We start from the raw sequence: 16,613 nt of genomic DNA on the forward strand, positions 1-16,613 counted from the left end.
CTGCAGACCCGCAAACCAGCGATCTGCTTCACGTCCGGTTGTTTTCCACGACCACGACATCGTTAACCGAGATCTTTCTTCGCGAATTACGAGACAAACACGATGTCGAAACTGCTGTCTTTCTCGTTGATGGCGCTCAACACCTCCAAACTGCGCTTTCCCGAGCCGGACTCCGATTTCAGATGTGTCGCCACGGAAATCGGAACGCTGTCGAACGGATCTTTCGAGAGCTGAAGCGCCGAACGTCGTCGTTCTCAAATTGTTTCAGCCACGTTGAACCGGAAACAGCAGAATCCTGGATCTTAGCCTTCGCTCGCTGGCACAATGCCACTAACTAAACACCACCGGTGAAACGTACCTCGACCCGACCGACGCCGATCGACGCTCGGTCGTCGACCAATGGCTGAATATAACACTATCGTTAGCAGCAAAACAATTATATATTCGAACGTGATATGGTGGCTTATGCCAGATACTGGCACACATACGTCGAACGACGAGACGGACGACCCGAGCGATGGCGGATCGAGAACGCCGTCGAAGCGGCGGACGTTTTTGAAGGCGACCGGGATCGGTGCCACGGCGGCGCTCGCGGGATGCCTCGGCGGCAACGGCGGGGGTAACGGCAACGGCGGCGGCAACGGCAACGGCGGTGGAAACGGGAACGGCGGCGGCAACGGCAACGGTGGCGGCAACGGCGGCGGCAACGGCAACGGCGGCAGCCAGGAGACGTTCACCGTGGGCGCGATCTACCCGCTGTCCGGGGGACTGGCCGAGCTCGGCCAGTCGATGCAGCTGCTCTGTGAGAACGCCGTCGACATCGTGAACAACTCCTATAGCGACCTCGGACCGCTCACGATGGCCGAGGGCGAGGGGCTGACCAACCACGGGAACATGGAGGTCGAACTCCTCGTCGCCGACCACCGCGCCGACCCCGGGCAGGGACGAGCGGAGGCCGAGCGGCTCATCCAGGAGGAGGGCGCCGACATGCTGTACGGCTCCTACAACAGCTCGGTGACCTCCACGGTCAGCCAGGTCGCCGAACGGGAGGGGGTCCCGCACGTGAACGGGGAGTCCTCCAGTCCGGACCTCACCGAGCGAGGACTCAACTGGTTCTGGCGGACGGGACCGCACGACAGAACGTACACGCAGAACATGTTCGAGATGATCAACGGGTTGAACGAGCGGGTCGATCAACCCATCGAGACGGCGGCGATCATCCACGAGGACACCGAATACGGCAGCGTCAGTGCGGAAGTCCAACAGAACCTCTGTGAGGAGAACAACATCGAGATCGTCGCGGGGCCGATCTCCTACACCGCCGAGAGCGTGAGCTCGCTCACGAGCGAGATCCAGCGGATCCAGGACGCCGACCCGGACGTGCTGTTCCCGACGTCGTACGTCCAGGACGCGCTGTTGATGGCCGAGGACATGCAGACGCAGAACTTCATGCCGCCGCTGGTCCTCGCGCAGAACTCCGGGCACACCTCGAGTTCGTTCATCAACGAAACCGAACTGTCGAACTACTTCTGTAGCCGGACCGACTTCACGACGGACACGCCCCAGGCGGTCCCGGAGATGGGTACCTATCGGGAGTTCGTCACCTCGAACACGGACGTGCCGCCGAACGACTTCGCGGCGCTGGTGCGAACCTGGGGCGGCCTCCTGTGCGGCCTCACCGCGGTCAACCGCGCCGAGAGCCTCGAACCCGAGGCGATCCAGACGTCGCTCAACGAGCTCCAGGTCGACCGGCTCGAGTCCGGCCTCCTGTTCGGCGTGGAGTTCGCCGAGAACGGACAGAACGAACTGGCGTCGGGCGTCATCGGCCAGTTCGAGGGCGGGGAATCGAACCTCGTGTGGCCGTTCGATCTGGCCGGCGAGGACGCGCTGACCTACCCCGCACCCGGCTGGGACGAACGGTAGACACGGATCGCTCGATGAACACCGTCCACTACGAGGATTTATGGTAGGATCACTGCCGTTACAGTTCGGATGGATAGAATACCTCAATCTGGTCCCGCAGGCGTTCTTCAGCGGGCTGCTGATGGGGCTCGTCTACGCGCTCGTGGCGGTCGGGCTGGCGCTCATCTGGGGCGTCGCCGACATCGTCAACTTCGCGTACGGGGAATACATGCTGATCGCGATGTACGTGACCCTGATCGGCGCGAACAACTACGGGATCGACCCGCTGTTCATGATCCCGGTGAACGTCGTCCTGCTGTTCGTCGCGGGCTACGTGACGTACAAGCTCGTCATCAAGCGGGTGATGGACGCGCCGATGCTGTCGCAGATCTTCGTCACGTTCGGGATCCTGCTCATCCTCCGGTTCGGGATGTTGTTCGTGATGGGACCGGACACGCAGTCGGTCGAGACGTTCATGTTCGACGGCGCGGTGGTCATCGCCGGGCTGAACTTCAGCCTCCCGAAGATCGTCACCGGCGTGGTGAGCCTCGTGACGCTCGTCGTGTTCTTCCTGTTCCTCAACCGGACGAAGACCGGAAAGGGGATCCGCGCGACCGCACAGGACCCGGAGGCCGCCCAGGTGATGGGCATCGATCCGGACTACATGAACGGCCTCGCGTGGGGGATCGGGTCGGCGACCGTCGGGGTCGCCGGCACGATGGTCGCCACGTTCTTCTCGATGCAGCCGGAGCTGACGCCGACGACGTGGACGCTGTTCGCGTTCGCGTCGGTCGCGCTGGGCGGTTTCGGGAACATCCTCGGAGCCGTCGCCGGCGGGATGGTCATCAGCATGGTCGAGCATCTCGGCGGCGTGCTGTTGAATCCATCCTACAAGGAGCTGTACATCTTCCTGGTGTTCATCCTCGTGTTGATCTACAAGCCGGAAGGCATCCTCAACTGGGGTGAAGGGGAATGATCGGGACGATCCGCGACCGCCTCAACGACCTTCCGACGCGGCAGCGCTGGGCGCTCGCCGGCGTCGTGCTGCTCGGCCTGCTGGCCGTCCCGCAGGTCTCGACCAACTTCTTCGTGATGAACGTCTTCATCTACGCGTTCATCTTCATCGGGCTCGGCCAGAGCTGGAACGTCATCGGCGGCTACGCCGGACAGTTCTCGCTCGGCCACGCCGTGATGTTCGCCGTCGGAGGCTACACCACGGCCATCCTGTTCATCCGGCACGGGGTGACGCCGTACGTCGGGATCTTCGCCGGCGGCTTCGTCGCGGCCGCAGTCGGACTCTTCCTCGGAGCCGCGACGTTCCGGCTGCGATACCACTACTTCGCGATGGCGACGCTGGCGGCCGCGCTCATCGGGAAGACAGTCGGGTTCCGCTGGGAGTACATCAACGGCGCCAGCGGGATCGAGTACCCGTTCGCGCAGCTGGGCACCCCGTGGTCGATGATGTTCCGGGACAAGCTCCCGTACTTCTACCTCATCGGCGTGATGGCGCTGGCGACGACGCTCGTGATCTACCGGATGGACCGGTCGAAGCTCGGGATGTACCTGCGGTCGATCGACATGGACCAGGGGCTCGCCCGGAACTCCGGCCTGAACGTGTTCAACTACAAGATGTACGCGATGGGGGTCAGTTCCTACATCGCCGGCGTCTTCGGCGGCCTCTACGCCCAGTACGTGCTGTACATCGACCCGATGTCCACGCTCCGGGTGCTCCGGAACATCGACATCATCATCGTCCCGATCATCGGGGGCGTCGGGACCGTTCTCGGCCCCGTCGTCGGCGCGTTCATCTTCATCCCGATCCGGGAGTACACGCGTACCGGGCTCAGCGGCGGCTACACCGGGCTCGGCTGGGTGGTCGTCGGGGTCGTCATCGTGCTGATCTCGATCTACCGGCCGGGCGGCGTGTTGAACCAGTACTTCGGGAGGTGGGACTGAATGGTGCCGCCGACGACCGACGGAGGCGAGTACGTCAGGCCGGACGCGGAGACGGTCCTCCGGGTCGAGGGGGTCGAGAAGACCTTCGGCGGCGTGACCGCGCTCGACGGCGTCGACCTCGAGGTTCGCGACGGGGAGATCGTCGGACTCGTGGGACCGAACGGCGCCGGGAAGACGACGCTGTTCAACTGCATCATGGGCGAACACGACGTCGACGCGGGCAGCGTTCACCTCGGCGACACGGAGCTGACGGGCATGAACACCCCCGACATCGTCCAGGCGGGACTCTCCCGGATGTTCCAGCTGGCGCGGGTGTTCCCCGAGCTGACCGTCCGCGAGAACGTCCTTATCAACCAGGACCACAGCGGGGAGACCATGTTGACGACGCTGTTCCGCGAGACCGACGAGGAGGTCGTCCGCCGCGCCGAGGAGCTGATCGAGTTCGTCGACCTCACGCACCTGATCGACGAGCAGGCCGGCAACCTCTCGGGCGGGCAGAAGAAGCTGCTCAACCTGGCGTGCACGCTGTTGAGCGAGCCGGACGTCGTGCTGCTCGACGAGCCGACCGCGGGGGTGAACCCGAACCTCGTCGACGACATCACCGAGTCGATCACCGAGTTGAACCGCGACCGCGGGACGACGTTCCTCGTCATCGAACACGACATGGACGTCGTCCACGAGATCAGCGACCACGTGTACGTGTTCGCGACGGCGACGAACCTCACCGACGGCGAACCGAACGCCGCGTTGAACGATCCGCGTGTGCTCGAAGCGTACTTCGGGGAGTAAATAGTATGGCTATCCTTGACATAGAGAACCTGCACGCGGGGTACGGACAACACCTCGTTCTCAAGGGCGTCGACGCACAGGCGGAGGAGGGCGACATCACGCTCGTGATGGGGCCGAACGGCGCGGGCAAGTCCACGCTGTTCAAGACGATCTTCGGGCTGTTGGACCCCTCGGAGGGATCGGTCACGTTCCACGGGGAGGACATCACCGGCTGCACCCAGGAGGAGCTTCTGGATCGCGGCATGGCGTACGTCCTCCAGCGGAGCGCGCTGTTCGAGGACATGACGATCCGGGAGAACCTCGAGATGGGGGCGTACGTCGCGGACCGCGACTACGACGTCGACGGGAAGATCGAGGAGATCTACGACCTGTTCCCGATCCTCGAGGAGCGGTCGAACGCGAAGGCCGGCACGCTCTCGGGCGGCCAGCGACAGATGGTCGAGTTCGGCCGCGGGCTGATGCTCGACCCCGAGTTCATGCTCATCGACGAGCCGACCGCCGGGCTCGCGCCGAAGATCATCGACCAGGTCTTCGAACGGGTCCAACAGATCAACGAGACCGGGGTGACGATCTTCATGATCGAGCAGAACATCAAGACCGGCCTGGAGTACTCCGATTACGCCTACGTGCTCGACAACGGGGCGACCCGGTTCCACGGGCCGGCTGACACGATCCTCGACAACCCCGAGATCCGGGACGCGTACCTGAGCGAGAACGTGTCCTACGAGGGGTCGGAGTAACCGGACGCGATCCCTCGATTCATCGCCGGACCCGAATTTCGACCGACCTCGGTTCATCACCGGCCCCGATTCCTGACTGGCCGATCCGTCGCCGATCGCCGGAAGAAACAGAGTTAACCCGGTCGGTGGTCTGACGGGAGGTACGAACCCCCGATGAACGGCAACGACCGGGCGATCGTCGGCTTCGCGACGATCGGCCACTCGATGTTCCACCTGTACGAGCTGGCGATCCCGCTGTTCATCGTCTACTGGCTCGACGACTTCGCCGTCTCCGCGGCCGTCATCGGCACGCTCGTCGGCGGCGGCCTGGCGCTGATCGGCCTCGGCGCGATCGTCAGCGGCGTGCTCGCCGACGAGTACGGGTCGAAGCGGCTGATGCTGGCCGCGATCGTCGGAATGGGCGGGTCCTTCCTCCTGATCGGGATCTCGCCGCGCCTGGAGGTGCTCGCGATCGCGCTGCTGGTGTGGGGAGCCGCCTCCAGCCTCTATCACCCCGCGGCGCTGTCGCTGCTGACGCGCGGAACCGCCGAGCGGGGCACCGCGCTCGCGTACCACGGCGCGGCCGGGAACGTCGGGACCGCGCTCGGTCCCTTCGCGGCGGCGGTGCTGCTGACCGTCGCTCCCTGGGAGTGGGTTGCGGTCGCGTTCGCGGCGCCCGCGGTCCTGGCGGTGGCGATCGCCGTCCGGTTCGAGTTCGACGAGACCGCCGGCGTCGAGGCCGAACCGGACGGAACCGAATCGGGATCGAACGCGGGCGGGACGGTCCCGTCAACCGATGACGCGGACGAGGCGCCCCCGACCACCGACGACGCGGACGAAACGGCCCCATCCACCGATGGCGTGACCGACCTCCGGGGCTTCCTGGCGCAGTCGCGGCACCTCTTCACCGGCGGGTTCCTCGTGGCGTTCGCGATCATGATGGTCCACGGGGTGTACTCCCGAGGCGTCCTCTCGTTTCTCCCGGAGATCCTCGCCGGCCTCCCGCTGTTCGCGCCGGTTCGGATCGGCGGGGCGGCGGTGGAGCCGAGCCAGTACGTCTTCGCGGGGCTGCTGTTGCTCGGCGCGGGCGGGCAGTACGTCGGCGGCAAGCTGACCGACCGGACCCGGACCGAGTACGCGCTCATCGCGACGTACGCCGTCATCGTCGGCGTCTCCGTGGCGTTCCTCCCGGCAGCCGCCGCGGGGATCGCGCCGATGCTCGTCGTCTGCGGGGCGCTCGGGACGTTCATTTATATGTCCGCGCCGATCCGACAGGCGCTGCTGGCGGAGTACTCCGCGGCCGACGTGCGCGGCCTCTCGTTCGGCTACTTCTATCTCGGCGTCTACGGCGTCGGCGCCGTCGGCACCTCGCTGGCCGGCGTCGTCCTGACCTACGGGACGACCGGCACGTTCTTCCTCGTCTTCGCCGCGATCGCGGCGCTGGCGGCCGGACTGGGCGGGCTGCTCCTCGTCCGGTTCGGCGAGGAGTAAGGGTGCTGCGGCCGTCGCCCCGGTCCCCTCACATGAAGTCCGCGATGCCCGACTGCTTGTTGGTGTCGTCCTCGAAGACCGACTCCAGCGAGCGCTCCAGCACCTCGAGGCGCTGTTTGGTGTAGGGCCGGCAGTCGAAGCGGTCGGCGACCGCGATCGCGGTGTCCATGTACTTGTTCACCGACCCCTCGTGGACGGTGAGGTTGACCCGGCCGCCGCACTCGCGACACTCGCCGGACAGCGGCATCCGGCGATACTTCTCGCCGCAGTCGAGACACCGCGTCTCCTGTCTGGAGAACGCCCGGAGGTTGCCGATCAGGTCCGGCAGGAAGTGGTACTCGATGACGCGCTCGGCGACGTCGGTCTCGTCGACCGCCCGGAGCGTCCGGGCCAGCTCCAGCTGGGCGTCCATCTTGTCCATCATCGAGCCGAGCGTCTTGTACGCCGACAGGTCCGGGCCGAGCGCGATGTCGGAGGTGTCGTGGGTGTGGTCGAACCCGCGGTACTGGTCGGGCGTCCCGAGGGTGTCCTCGCCGATCGTGATCGCGTCCTCGAGCGCCTCGGGGTCCGCCATCTCCAGGGTCGCCTCGTAGAACGCCCGGGGATACTGCCGGACGATGTCCATGTTGTGCGCCTCGTCGTCGATCTCCGCTGGATCGATCCGCGAGGACATCACGAGGGGCGCGTCCATACTGCCGCCTCGTTTATCAGGAAGGAATGACTTCGAGAAGTTCAACAGCCCATCCATCAACAGCATTACACAATCCTCGTCGCCATCACATTGCCCGCTATAGAGCCCATTTGCGACGACTGAATGGTTTTCGGAGACTGTGAGGCAGTAGACGTATTTACTTTCAAATACTTCATAAGAAATTGATGAAACACTTATATATTCATCCGACACGCGTCGATCCGACCCGTCGATCCTCGTGCTGTCGATCCCCGAGCCGTCGATCTCCGAGCCGTCGACCCCCGAACCGTTGATCCCCGAGCCGTCGACCCTCGAGTCGGCGGCGACGCCGCCGTCGGGAGCGAGCGAGCCACCGGTCGTGGCGGCGTCCGGGCGGCCTCGATCCGTCGACCCCCGAGTCGACGGCGACGCCGCCGGGATCTCGTCGCCGGGAGCCAGGTCGGCAGCGGGAACCCGCTCGATCGCGTCGGTGCGTTCACCGCCAGCGCCGTCCCCGGCTTCATCGTCCCCGGCTTCGTCGTCCGCCCGGCGGAGCATCGTGTGGTCGGGCGTGATGCGAAGCGACCGGCCGTCCTCGGTTTCCACCCGGATCAGGTGGTCGGGAGCGGGGTGTTTCGAGACCGATTCCACCGGCCGCATCGTTCGCGTCCCGTCGGCGGCGATCGAGGGGACCGAGACGGGCTCGTCGAGATCCTGGCTGAGCGTTCCGACGTCGTCCGTCTCGGCGGTCTCGGGGTCGAGACGGTCCTCGACGAACGACGCGATCGACGCGTCGTTGAGCTCGTCGTCGAGAGCGTCGCCCCCGACGTACTCGCCGTCGGCAGCGTCACCCTCGACGTACCGGATCGTGGTCTTCGGATGGAAGCAGTTCCGGCGCTTCGCCGCGTGGAAGTACGGGTGCGCGTAGCCGACCGCCGCGGAGGTGAAGCCGATCACGCGGCCGACGGTCGCGGCGCTCGTGTGCGGGGCCATCCCGAAGACGAGCTCGCCGACGAGGTCGTCGCGCTCGTTGAGCTCGTAGAACCGCGGCAGGTCGTAGAACTCCTCGAGCAGGTCGTCGACGAAGTCGGCCGTCTTCATCATGTGCTCGGCGGCCCCGTCCGAGAGGACGACGTCCTGCACCTTCAGCTCGACCAACTGGTCGTCGTGTCGGAGCGGCTCGCCGTCGACGTCCTCCTCGTAGCCCAGCTCCCGGAAGTGACCGACGGTCACGTCGAGCTCCGCGGGCCTGACCGCGGTCACCGGCAGGTCGGTCATGTCGTACCGGACCGTCCCGTCCTTGAACGCCGTCACGCCGTTTTTCGCCCGGAGCACGCCCTTCTCGATCGGTTCGGGCGTCTTGTTCGTGGAGGTGAGCCCCTTGACCCCCTTCAAGATCTCGAAGGCGGCCTCCCGCTCGCCGACCGACTCGAGGGCCGACCGATAGGCGTCGTTGAGGTCGATCTCCCGCCGGGAGACGGCCGTCACCGTGCGGTCACACCGCGGACACTCGACGCGGCCGGCCTCGTCGGGTGCACACTCGGTTCCGCACTCGCGACACTCGTAGTACGGCTCGGTGTGGGTTCCACAGTCCGGACACTCGTTGTGGAAGGTGTGCGTGCCGCAGTCGGGACACTCGCGGTCGGCGACGTCCAGCTCGACGACGCCCCGCCGGCCGGAGTCGTCCATCCCGCCGGCGGCGTCGGCGACGTTCCGCTGTGAGCCGCCGGCCTCGCCGATCGGGAACAGCGTGTGGACGGCCGGCGAGAGATCGCGGCTCTCCGACTTCTCCGGGCGTCCCATCCGGTTGCCGATCCGGGTCGGCGCGCGCTCGCGGATCGCGAACGGCGCGACCTCGTTGACGGCCCGAACCGCGTTCTCCCCGTCGGCCCAGTTTCGGGCCGCGGGCGACAGCGCCTCCCAAGTGCGCCGGAGCCCGTCGTCGACCCCGAGCGAGCGCGCCAGCGGCCGCCACTCGGGGATCCGCAGCGAGTCGGGGGTCCGGGAGTGCTCCACGAGCAGCGACTCGAGGGCGTCCGTCGTCGCCTCGGTGCGCTCGATCGTCAGGACGCCCTCGACGACCTCGCCGTCGGCGACCGCGCGAGCGAGGGTCTCGAACCGCTCGACCGAGACGTCGTGCCAGAGGTACGTGTAGGCGGGATGCAGGGGACAGTCGTAGTCGGTGGCCCACGCGAACGCCTCCTCGACGGTCGGGTGCTCGAGGTCGACGTGCGGGTCGTCCGACAGCGCCTGCACGTCCGCGCCCGACGCCTCGAACTCCTGGATCCACCACTCGTAGACGTAGGAGGCCGGCGCCAGGGGGTGGTTGTTCTCGATGAACTCCCCGAAGTTGACGAGGTACTCCCCGAGGTCGAGGACCTTCTCGACGCCGTTGCGGACCGCAAGCGCCTCCTCGACGTCGTCGATCCGGCGGACGTCCCCGTTCGCGAGCCGGACCGTCGGTCCCTCGATCGAGTCGACCGGCACGACGCCCGCGGCCTTGCCCGGGCGCTCGGTCTTGATCTGGGTGCCGGTCGCGAGGAAGTCGTCGACGAGGTGCATCGTCGCCGGGTGGACGCCGGCGGTCGCGAACCCGTGGTTCCGCGAGCGACCGTACCGGAGCCGGAACCCGCCGGCCTCGGAGGGGTGCGAGAAGACCGGCCGCCCCGCGATCAGGTCGCGCAGGTACTTGGTGGCGGGGTCGACGCGTTCGGGTCCGGCGTCGGCGGGATCGCCAGCAGCGTCAGTCACCGCGTCGGCGTTACTCGCCTCACCGGCGGCTTCGTCGGCGACGTCCGAGCCGGCAGTCGCGGCGTCGGCGGACGAACCGTCCGCGTCGTCCACACTCCCATCCCGCCCACCGTCCGCGGCATCGGCGTCCGAATCGTCGGTCGCCGCCTCGTCCGCATCGCCGTCCTCCTCCGTCCCGATCGTCCCGTCGATCAGGTCCTGGAGCCAGGGCCAGTCGACCTCCTCGAGCTCGCGGGTGTACCGCTGGATCTTCGGGGCCTTCAGCGCGATCCCCTCGGCGAGCACCAGACACATCCCGCCCCGCGAGGAGTTGGTGTCGATGCGCTCGAGGTCCCGGAAGCCGGAGACCTCCTCGTCGCCGGTGGCCTCGCCGTCGAGCATGATCGGCATGTTCCGGGCGATGAACTTCGTCTCCGCGTCCTTCGGCGAGTACTGGAGACCGGTCTCGGAGTCGTAGAGGGCGACCTCCTCGGCGTAGCGTTCGACCTCGTCGTCGCGGGGCCGGAACTCCTCGATCCCCAGCAGGGACCGCGCGTAGTCGGCCACGAGCACCGACAGCGCCTGCGCGGTCCCGCCCGCGGACCGGATCGGGCCGGCGTAGTAGACGTTGACGAACTCGGTGCCGTCGTCGTTCGCGAGCAGCTCGACCCGGTCGATCCCCTCGATCGGGGCCGCGACCACGCCCTCGGTCAGCAGCGCGACGGCGGTCCGGACCGCCCCCTCGATCTTCCCCTCGCGGGAGTCGTAGTCGCCGACGGTCCCCTCCACGAAGTCGGTGACGAGCTCGAGGGCCGCCTCCTCGCGGGACATCTCCCCCTCGAGCTCGCGGACGCGCTCGGCGACGCCGTCGATCCCGAGGATGTTCTCCACGCGGTCGGCCATGTCGCGGGCGACCGGGATCTCGATCGCCGGTTTCGGGTCCTTCCCCCGTCCCTTGGCCGCCTCGGCCACCTCGAAGGCCTCGTCCAGCCGGTCCTCGATGCGCGCGAAGTACCGCTCGTCCTCGGGACGCATCTCCGTCTCCGTCATCGCGACCGTCCCCCCGTCCTCACAGCCACAGGTCCAGGTCGGTGGTCGCGTCGTGTTCGCGGACCAGGGGCTCCGCGAAGGTGCGGAGGTAGACCTCGCCGGCGAAGACGGTGGCCGAATCGAGGTGCCCCGCGAGCGCCTGCCCGCTCTCCCGCGAGAACACCGCGTGCGTGTGCGCGAAGACGTCGTCGTCGAGCCGCGCGACGTTGCCCACGCAGGCGGCGACCTCGAGCGGCTCGTCGAAGGTGACCGACCGATACTCGGTGTCGTCCTGGTCGTAGAACCAGATCTCGGCGTCCTGGACCGCGCCCATCGCGTTGAACCAGCCCGCCTCGGCGTCGACCTCGCGCGCCAGGTCCTCGATCTCCGTCCGCCAGTCGGCGCCCGTCTCCAGCCGGGCGAGGTACTCCCCCGTCGACTCGACCGCTCGGTAGTCCATACGCGTCGATGACGGGGGTGACGAGGAAAAACCTTCCCCGTCCCGGTTCCCGATGCCGGGGGAACACCCCGGCGACCGTCGGCGGGAACGGCGAACGTGTAGCGGGAAGTCCGGATTATATATCGCGAAATATAGTTTATTGTATGGCGGGAGGAACTCATCGCAGAAGAGGACCGATCGACGGAACGAGGCAAGAGCGGACAGGAGACCGCGATGGGATCGACGACGGACGGGCTACCGAGCCGTCACCGGCTCCCCGACGGGCTCACACGTGCGGTCAGGCCTCGATCGGAATCTCGGTCCCGCTGACGGCGGCGCCCGCACGCACCGGCAGCCGGACCTCGAGGATCCCGTTGGCGTACTCGGCGCTGATCGACTCGTCGTCGACGTCCTTCGGGAAGCGGAAGCGGCGATGGTAGGTCCGACGGTGCTCGCGGTGGGCGTCCTCGTGTTCGGCCGCGACGTTGAGCACGCCCTCGTTCCACGAGACGGTGATCTCCTCGGGGTCGAAGCCCGGCAACTCGACGCTGAGGACGAACTCGTCGTCCTCCTCGTACAGTTCGTAGTCGTTACTTCCGGTCTCGAACAGTCGGCTCGGAAGGTCGAAGGGCTGCATCCAGGATCCGGTTGGACCAGTCGGCAACGCCATAGCTGATCACCGTGATTCCACTAGAACATTGTCTGCGGTTCGTAATAAATATTTCGCCATTCGGGACGAAGTCGGCGTTCGACGGTCGCCGCCGAAAGGTGGTTAGAAAGCGTCCATAAATCATATACCGCAATACTAATTCATTCCGGACCACCCACCATTTCAAGAGGTTGCCGGACCGACCGGCACGCGTGAGCGAGGACACGGAGCGGTCGGCGGAGGGAACCGACTACGGGGAGGCGATCCTGACCGCCGACGGGATCGAGTTCGGCCAGCGCGACGTCGCCCTCCTGCGGGCGATCGACCGGACGGGGTCGGTCGCGACCGCGAGTGCCGAGCTCGAGCGGTCTCGGGCGCGCGCACTCACGCGGATCGAGACGCTCGAGGAGGCCTTCGGGACCCTCGTGGAACGGACGCGGGGCGGCAGCGGCGGCGGCGGCAGTCGACTGACCGCGGCGGCCGAGACGCTGTTGACGCGATACGACCGGCTCCAGGCCGCGTTGACCGCGGCGGCGCGGGTCCCCGAAACGGTCCTTGAGGGGACGGTGACCGACGTCGACGGGGAACTGGCGACGGCGGAAACGCCGGTCGGCGAGGTGTGGGCGCTCCGGGGACGGGCCGGCGTTGGGGACCCAGTCCAGCTCCGGATCGGCGCGGACGCGGTGACGCTGTCGGCAACCGGCGAGGCGTCGGACCCGAACTCGACGAGCGCCAGAAACCGGGTCCGGGGAACGGTGACCGGCGTCGATCCGGGAGAGACGGTCCGAACCGTGACGGTCGACGTCGAGGGAACGACGGTCACCGCGCTCGTGACCGCCGAGAGCGCGTCGCGGCTGTCGCTGGCGTCGGGCCGGGAGGTCGTCGTGACCTGGAAGGCGACCGCGACGCGGATGGTGCCGCTTCGATCGGCGACGGACGATTGAAAAGCAGCGGCAGCGAACCGCTAAAAAGCAGCGGCAGCGAGCGCTAGACCCAGAGTAGCTGTGCGTGGCGCGTCCCGTCGAACTCGAGGACGGCGTCCTCGTCGACGAGGCCGGCCTCGACGGCGACCCCGACGGCCGTCTCGCCGACGATGTTCGCGATCTGTGCGCGCCGGAGCCCGGCGAGAACCTCCTCGCGGGTCGCCTCGACCGCGTCGGGACCGCCGTAGAACTCCTCGGTGACCGCGAGCGTGGCCGCCTCGTTCTCGAAGGTCTCCCCGAGACAGTCGGGGTCGCAGACCGAGACGAGGACGCCCTTTTGGGTGTCCCGCTCGCGCAGGAGCATCTACCGGCCTCCGTCCTCCGACTCGGAGTCGTCCCCGAGACCGCCTCCGAGATCGCCGCCAAGTCCCGTTCCGCCGCCGAGGTCCGATCCGCCGCCGAGGTCCGATCCGCCGCCGCCGAGACCGCCTCCGATCCCCGCGCCACCGGTTCCGCCGCCGGCCTGCTCTCCCGGCGCGCGTTCGTTCACCGGCCCGCCGCCGCCGTGCTCCTCGACGAGCTCGCGTTCGCGCTCCTGCCGGAGCTGTTCGGCCTCCTCGGCGACCTCCTCGGCCTCCTCGTGCTCGCCGGTCTCCTCGAGGGCACGGGCCTTCTCCTCGAGGACGTCGGCGTTCCGATGACCGAGGCGGATCGCGTTGTTGAACGCGGTGACGGCGTCCTCGGCGAGGCCGCGCTCGAGCAGGAAGAACCCGCGATTGTACCACGCCTGCGCGAACCGCGGGTCGATCTCGACGGCTCGTTCGGCGTGTTCGAGCGCCTCCTCGTGGCGCCCGAACTCCCAGAGTGCGTACGCGAGGTTCGTCTCGGCGGTCGCGGCGTGCTCGGAGTCGTCGTCGATCCGGAGCGCCTCCTCGTAGGCGCCGATCGCCTCGTCGTACTCCTCGAGCTCGGCGTGGGCGACGCCCTTGTTCACCCACGCCTCCTGGGCCTCGAGGGAGTCCTCATCGGCGTACATCGCCGCGCGCTCGAAGGTGCCCGTGGCCTCCTCGAAGCGGTTGATCCCCATGTACGAGAGGCCGACGTCGAGCAGCTGTTCGACGTCCACCTGGTCGTCCGCGATGTTCCGGCGGTCGAGCGCGTCCGTGATGACGCGCGTGTCGACCGGGTCGACGGCGCTCGGGTCGGCGTTCAGCTCGGGCGGATCGAGGGTGAACTCCTCGTAGTCCTCGTCGAGCCCCTGCCCGGCCGAGAACTCGTGGTCGTCCGGCTCGTCGGTCATATGACTCGAATTGGCGGTCGCGGCGGGTAAGGGTTACGTCACGGGGGTTCAGGATCGGCAACGGGTCGCGGGCGGCGCGCTTTTGTCCCTCCGGCGCCGATCGACCGGCGAGATGCGCGCGTTCTTCGCCGTCGACCTGCCGACCGACCTGGCCGACCGGATCGCCGAGGTCCAGGAGACGCTTCGGGGGGCCGAGGGACTGCGGTTCACCGACCCCGAGCAGGCGCACGTCACGCTCGAGTTCCTCGGCGACGTCCCCGAGCAGCCGGAAGACGGGAGCGAAACCGACGTCGACGCGGTGAACGAAGCTAACGTCGACGCGGTGATCGAGGCCGGTCGCGAGGCGGTTCAGGAGGCGGACGTCGAGCCGTTCACGGCGTCCGTCCGGGGACTCGGCGCGTTTCCGTCGACCGAGTACATCCGCGTGGTCTGGGCGGGGATCGGCGACGGAACGGCCGAACTGACCCGGCTCCAGGCCGCGATCGAGTCCCGGACGACCGCCCTCGGCTACGAGCCCGACGACCACGAGTTCACGCCGCACGTGACGCTGGCTCGGATGGACGACGCACGCGGGAAGGGGATCGTTCAGGAGGCGATCCGGGACGCCGCGGCCGACGTCGGCTCGTTCACGGTCGAGGCGGTGCGGCTGAAGCGGTCGACGCCGACCGACTCGGGGCCGGTCTACGAGACCGTCGAGTCGTTCCCGCTATCATCGTGAACGGTGACCCGCACGCGGTCGATCCGGGTCGCGGTCGCGGAGAGCACCTCGAGCGTGACGCCCCCGAGCTCGACGCGGTCGCCCTCCGCGGCCACCCGGCCGAGGTGGTGGTGGACGAGGCCGGCCACGGTCTCGAAGGTCTCGGTCGTCGGGAGGGCGGTGTCGAGCGTCTCGTTGAGGTACGCGACCGTCGTCCGGCCGTGGACGACCGCGACGCCCTCCTCGAGGACCCGGACCGGATCGACCTCGCCGCGCCCGACGATCTCGCCGACCACCTCCTCGATCACGTCCTCCATCGTCGCCAGTCCCGTGACCGCGCCGTACTCGTCGACGACCAGGACCATCCGGGCTCCCTCGAGCTGCATCTCGCCGAGGAGTTCATCGAGGGGCTTGGTCTCGGGGACGAACGTCGGCTCGGCGAGGAGGTCCTCCAGATCACCGATCCGGGCGTCGGACGGTTCCGACCGCGTCAGCGCGTCGCGAACGTCGAGGACGCCAACGACGTCGTCGCGGTTCTCGCGGTACATCGGCAGGCGGGTGATCCCCTCGCGGGCGCCGGTCTCGATCGCCTCGGCGAGCGTCGCCGTGACCGGCAGCGAGACGACGTCGGTTCGCGGGACCATCACGGCGCGAACGGCGGTGCCCTCGAGGTCGAGGACGCGGCGGATCATCGCGCTCTCGTCGGACTCGAGGACGCCGGCCTCCTCCCCGGAGAGGACGATCGTCTCGATCTCCTCCCGGGAGAGGTACGTCTCGAAGCCGGCATCGCCGCCGGTGACGCGGTTGACGACGTTGACGGCCGCCTCGAAGAGCACGATGACCGGCCAGAGGACGCGCTGAACGACGACCACGATCCGGGAGACGCGCAACGCGTGGCGTTCCGCGTTGGTGACGGCATAGGACTTCGGCGCGATCTCGCCGAAGATGATGACGAACACCGAGGTGAAGACGGTCGCGCCGGTGGCCGCCTGGCTCGGCGGAACTATCTGGACGAGGACCGCGGTCGCGACCGCGGCGGCGGCGATGTTGGCGACGTTGTTGCTCACGAGCACGGTGACCAGAAAGCGATGCGGGTCGTCCCGGAGCCTGGCGAGCGCGGCCGACCCGGGAACGCCGGTCGCGACGAGGGAATCGACGCGGTGGCGGCCGACCGAGAAGACGGCGAGTTCGCTGCTCGAGAAGAAGGCGCTGATGGCGGTCAACGCCAGGATGGCCAGGGCTCCCGCCCCGATCGCGGACACGTTCATACGGGCCGTACGTGCGAGGCCCCCATAAGCCTCGGCCGCGACGGTCGATCC

14 protein-coding genes and 1 pseudogene are annotated in these 16,613 nt (G+C 67.7%); 9 read left to right on the plus strand and 6 right to left on the minus strand.

Going from position 1 to position 16,613, the window contains the following annotated elements; translation table 11 throughout:
* The 7 genes and pseudogenes from BLV25_RS12565 to BLV25_RS12595 all read left to right on the plus strand — a co-directional run.
* Positions 1-338, plus strand: a pseudogene (locus tag BLV25_RS12565) (IS6 family transposase); the annotation flags it as partial.
* Between the two features lie 127 nt (positions 339-465).
* Complete coding sequence (locus BLV25_RS12570; RefSeq protein WP_021074018.1) at positions 466-1,923, plus strand: ABC transporter substrate-binding protein; 1,458 nt, start codon at positions 466-468, stop codon at positions 1,921-1,923.
* Between the two features lie 40 nt (positions 1,924-1,963).
* Positions 1,964-2,878 (plus strand): branched-chain amino acid ABC transporter permease, encoded by a 915-nt coding sequence (locus tag BLV25_RS12575; RefSeq protein ID WP_081758089.1) that lies wholly within the window; start codon positions 1,964-1,966, stop codon positions 2,876-2,878.
* Entirely contained in the window at positions 2,875-3,858 is a 984-nt protein-coding gene (locus BLV25_RS12580; RefSeq protein ID WP_021074016.1) for a branched-chain amino acid ABC transporter permease, read from the plus strand. The genes BLV25_RS12575 and BLV25_RS12580 overlap by 4 nt, the downstream gene beginning before the upstream one ends.
* Positions 3,859-4,647 (plus strand): ABC transporter ATP-binding protein, encoded by a 789-nt coding sequence (locus BLV25_RS12585; protein WP_092733862.1) that lies wholly within the window; start codon positions 3,859-3,861, stop codon positions 4,645-4,647.
* 5 nt (positions 4,648-4,652) lie between these two features.
* Positions 4,653-5,387, plus strand: coding sequence for an ABC transporter ATP-binding protein (locus BLV25_RS12590; protein ID WP_021074014.1), 735 nt, complete (start codon positions 4,653-4,655; stop codon positions 5,385-5,387).
* Between the two features lie 153 nt (positions 5,388-5,540).
* Positions 5,541-6,857: an MFS transporter gene (locus tag BLV25_RS12595; protein WP_092733866.1), complete on the plus strand. Its 1,317-nt coding sequence runs from the start codon at positions 5,541-5,543 to the stop codon at positions 6,855-6,857.
* Between the two features lie 28 nt (positions 6,858-6,885).
* Here BLV25_RS12595 and BLV25_RS12600 read toward each other — a convergent pair whose 3' ends face one another.
* The 3 genes from BLV25_RS12600 to BLV25_RS12610 all read right to left on the minus strand — a co-directional run bounded on the left by BLV25_RS12600 (position 6,886) and on the right by BLV25_RS12610 (position 12,395).
* A complete protein-coding gene (locus BLV25_RS12600; protein ID WP_092734101.1) occupies positions 6,886-11,292 on the minus strand; it encodes a DNA-directed DNA polymerase II large subunit in 4,407 nt (1,468 codons plus the stop codon).
* Between the two features lie 34 nt (positions 11,293-11,326).
* A complete protein-coding gene (locus BLV25_RS12605; protein WP_092733869.1) occupies positions 11,327-11,746 on the minus strand; it encodes a PPC domain-containing DNA-binding protein in 420 nt (139 codons plus the stop codon).
* Positions 11,747-12,023: 277 nt separating this feature from the next.
* Positions 12,024-12,395, minus strand: a complete 372-nt coding sequence (locus BLV25_RS12610; RefSeq protein ID WP_039401167.1) for an Hsp20/alpha crystallin family protein — start codon at positions 12,393-12,395, stop codon at positions 12,024-12,026.
* A gap of 191 nt (positions 12,396-12,586) precedes the next feature.
* On the opposite strand from BLV25_RS12610, the gene BLV25_RS12615 reads away from it, so the two are divergent.
* On the plus strand, positions 12,587-13,318 hold the full coding sequence (locus BLV25_RS12615; RefSeq protein ID WP_092733872.1) for a TOBE domain-containing protein: 732 nt from the start codon (positions 12,587-12,589) through the stop codon (positions 13,316-13,318).
* A 43-nt stretch (positions 13,319-13,361) separates the two neighbouring features.
* Here BLV25_RS12615 and BLV25_RS12620 read toward each other — a convergent pair whose 3' ends face one another.
* Together BLV25_RS12620 and BLV25_RS12625 are read right to left on the minus strand one after the other, a co-directional pair.
* Positions 13,362-13,661, minus strand: a complete 300-nt coding sequence (locus tag BLV25_RS12620; RefSeq protein WP_021074007.1) for a DUF424 domain-containing protein — start codon at positions 13,659-13,661, stop codon at positions 13,362-13,364.
* The gene (locus BLV25_RS12625) at positions 13,662-14,597 is read right to left on the minus strand and encodes a tetratricopeptide repeat protein (RefSeq protein ID WP_092733875.1); all 936 of its coding nucleotides are present in this window, start codon (positions 14,595-14,597) and stop codon (positions 13,662-13,664) included.
* 112 nt (positions 14,598-14,709) lie between these two features.
* Between BLV25_RS12625 and thpR the strand changes: the two genes are divergently transcribed.
* Positions 14,710-15,315, plus strand: a complete 606-nt coding sequence (gene thpR / locus BLV25_RS12630) for an RNA 2',3'-cyclic phosphodiesterase (RefSeq protein WP_021074005.1) — start codon at positions 14,710-14,712, stop codon at positions 15,313-15,315.
* Here the strand turns inward: thpR and BLV25_RS12635 are convergent.
* Positions 15,279-16,562 carry a hemolysin family protein gene (locus BLV25_RS12635; protein ID WP_092733878.1) on the minus strand — a complete coding sequence of 428 codons (1,284 nt, stop codon included), beginning with the start codon at positions 16,560-16,562 and terminating at the stop codon, positions 15,279-15,281. The genes thpR and BLV25_RS12635 overlap by 37 nt on opposite strands.
* Between the last annotated feature and the right edge of the window lie 51 nt (positions 16,563-16,613).

The organism is Halopenitus persicus (genome assembly GCF_900107205.1).
GTDB classification, from domain to species: domain Archaea; phylum Halobacteriota; class Halobacteria; order Halobacteriales; family Haloferacaceae; genus Halopenitus; species Halopenitus persicus.

What these genes read in the sequence shown, in the direction of transcription:
- BLV25_RS12570 (WP_021074018.1), top strand. Translation starts at nt 466, where the DNA reads ATGCCAGATACTGGCACACATACGTCGAACGACGAGACGGACGACCCG.
- BLV25_RS12575 (WP_081758089.1), top strand. Translation starts at nt 1,964, where the DNA reads ATGGTAGGATCACTGCCGTTACAGTTCGGATGGATAGAATACCTCAAT.
- BLV25_RS12580 (WP_021074016.1), top strand. Translation starts at nt 2,875, where the DNA reads ATGATCGGGACGATCCGCGACCGCCTCAACGACCTTCCGACGCGGCAG.
- BLV25_RS12585 (WP_092733862.1), top strand. Translation starts at nt 3,859, where the DNA reads ATGGTGCCGCCGACGACCGACGGAGGCGAGTACGTCAGGCCGGACGCG.
- BLV25_RS12590 (WP_021074014.1), top strand. Translation starts at nt 4,653, where the DNA reads ATGGCTATCCTTGACATAGAGAACCTGCACGCGGGGTACGGACAACAC.
- BLV25_RS12595 (WP_092733866.1), top strand. Translation starts at nt 5,541, where the DNA reads ATGAACGGCAACGACCGGGCGATCGTCGGCTTCGCGACGATCGGCCAC.
- BLV25_RS12600 (WP_092734101.1), bottom strand. Translation starts at nt 11,292, where the DNA reads ATGCGTCCCGAGGACGAGCGGTACTTCGCGCGCATCGAGGACCGGCTG.
- BLV25_RS12605 (WP_092733869.1), bottom strand. Translation starts at nt 11,746, where the DNA reads ATGGACTACCGAGCGGTCGAGTCGACGGGGGAGTACCTCGCCCGGCTG.
- BLV25_RS12610 (WP_039401167.1), bottom strand. Translation starts at nt 12,395, where the DNA reads ATGGCGTTGCCGACTGGTCCAACCGGATCCTGGATGCAGCCCTTCGAC.
- BLV25_RS12620 (WP_021074007.1), bottom strand. Translation starts at nt 13,661, where the DNA reads ATGCTCCTGCGCGAGCGGGACACCCAAAAGGGCGTCCTCGTCTCGGTC.
- BLV25_RS12625 (WP_092733875.1), bottom strand. Translation starts at nt 14,597, where the DNA reads ATGACCGACGAGCCGGACGACCACGAGTTCTCGGCCGGGCAGGGGCTC.
- thpR (WP_021074005.1), top strand. Translation starts at nt 14,710, where the DNA reads ATGCGCGCGTTCTTCGCCGTCGACCTGCCGACCGACCTGGCCGACCGG.
- BLV25_RS12635 (WP_092733878.1), bottom strand. Translation starts at nt 16,562, where the DNA reads ATGAACGTGTCCGCGATCGGGGCGGGAGCCCTGGCCATCCTGGCGTTG.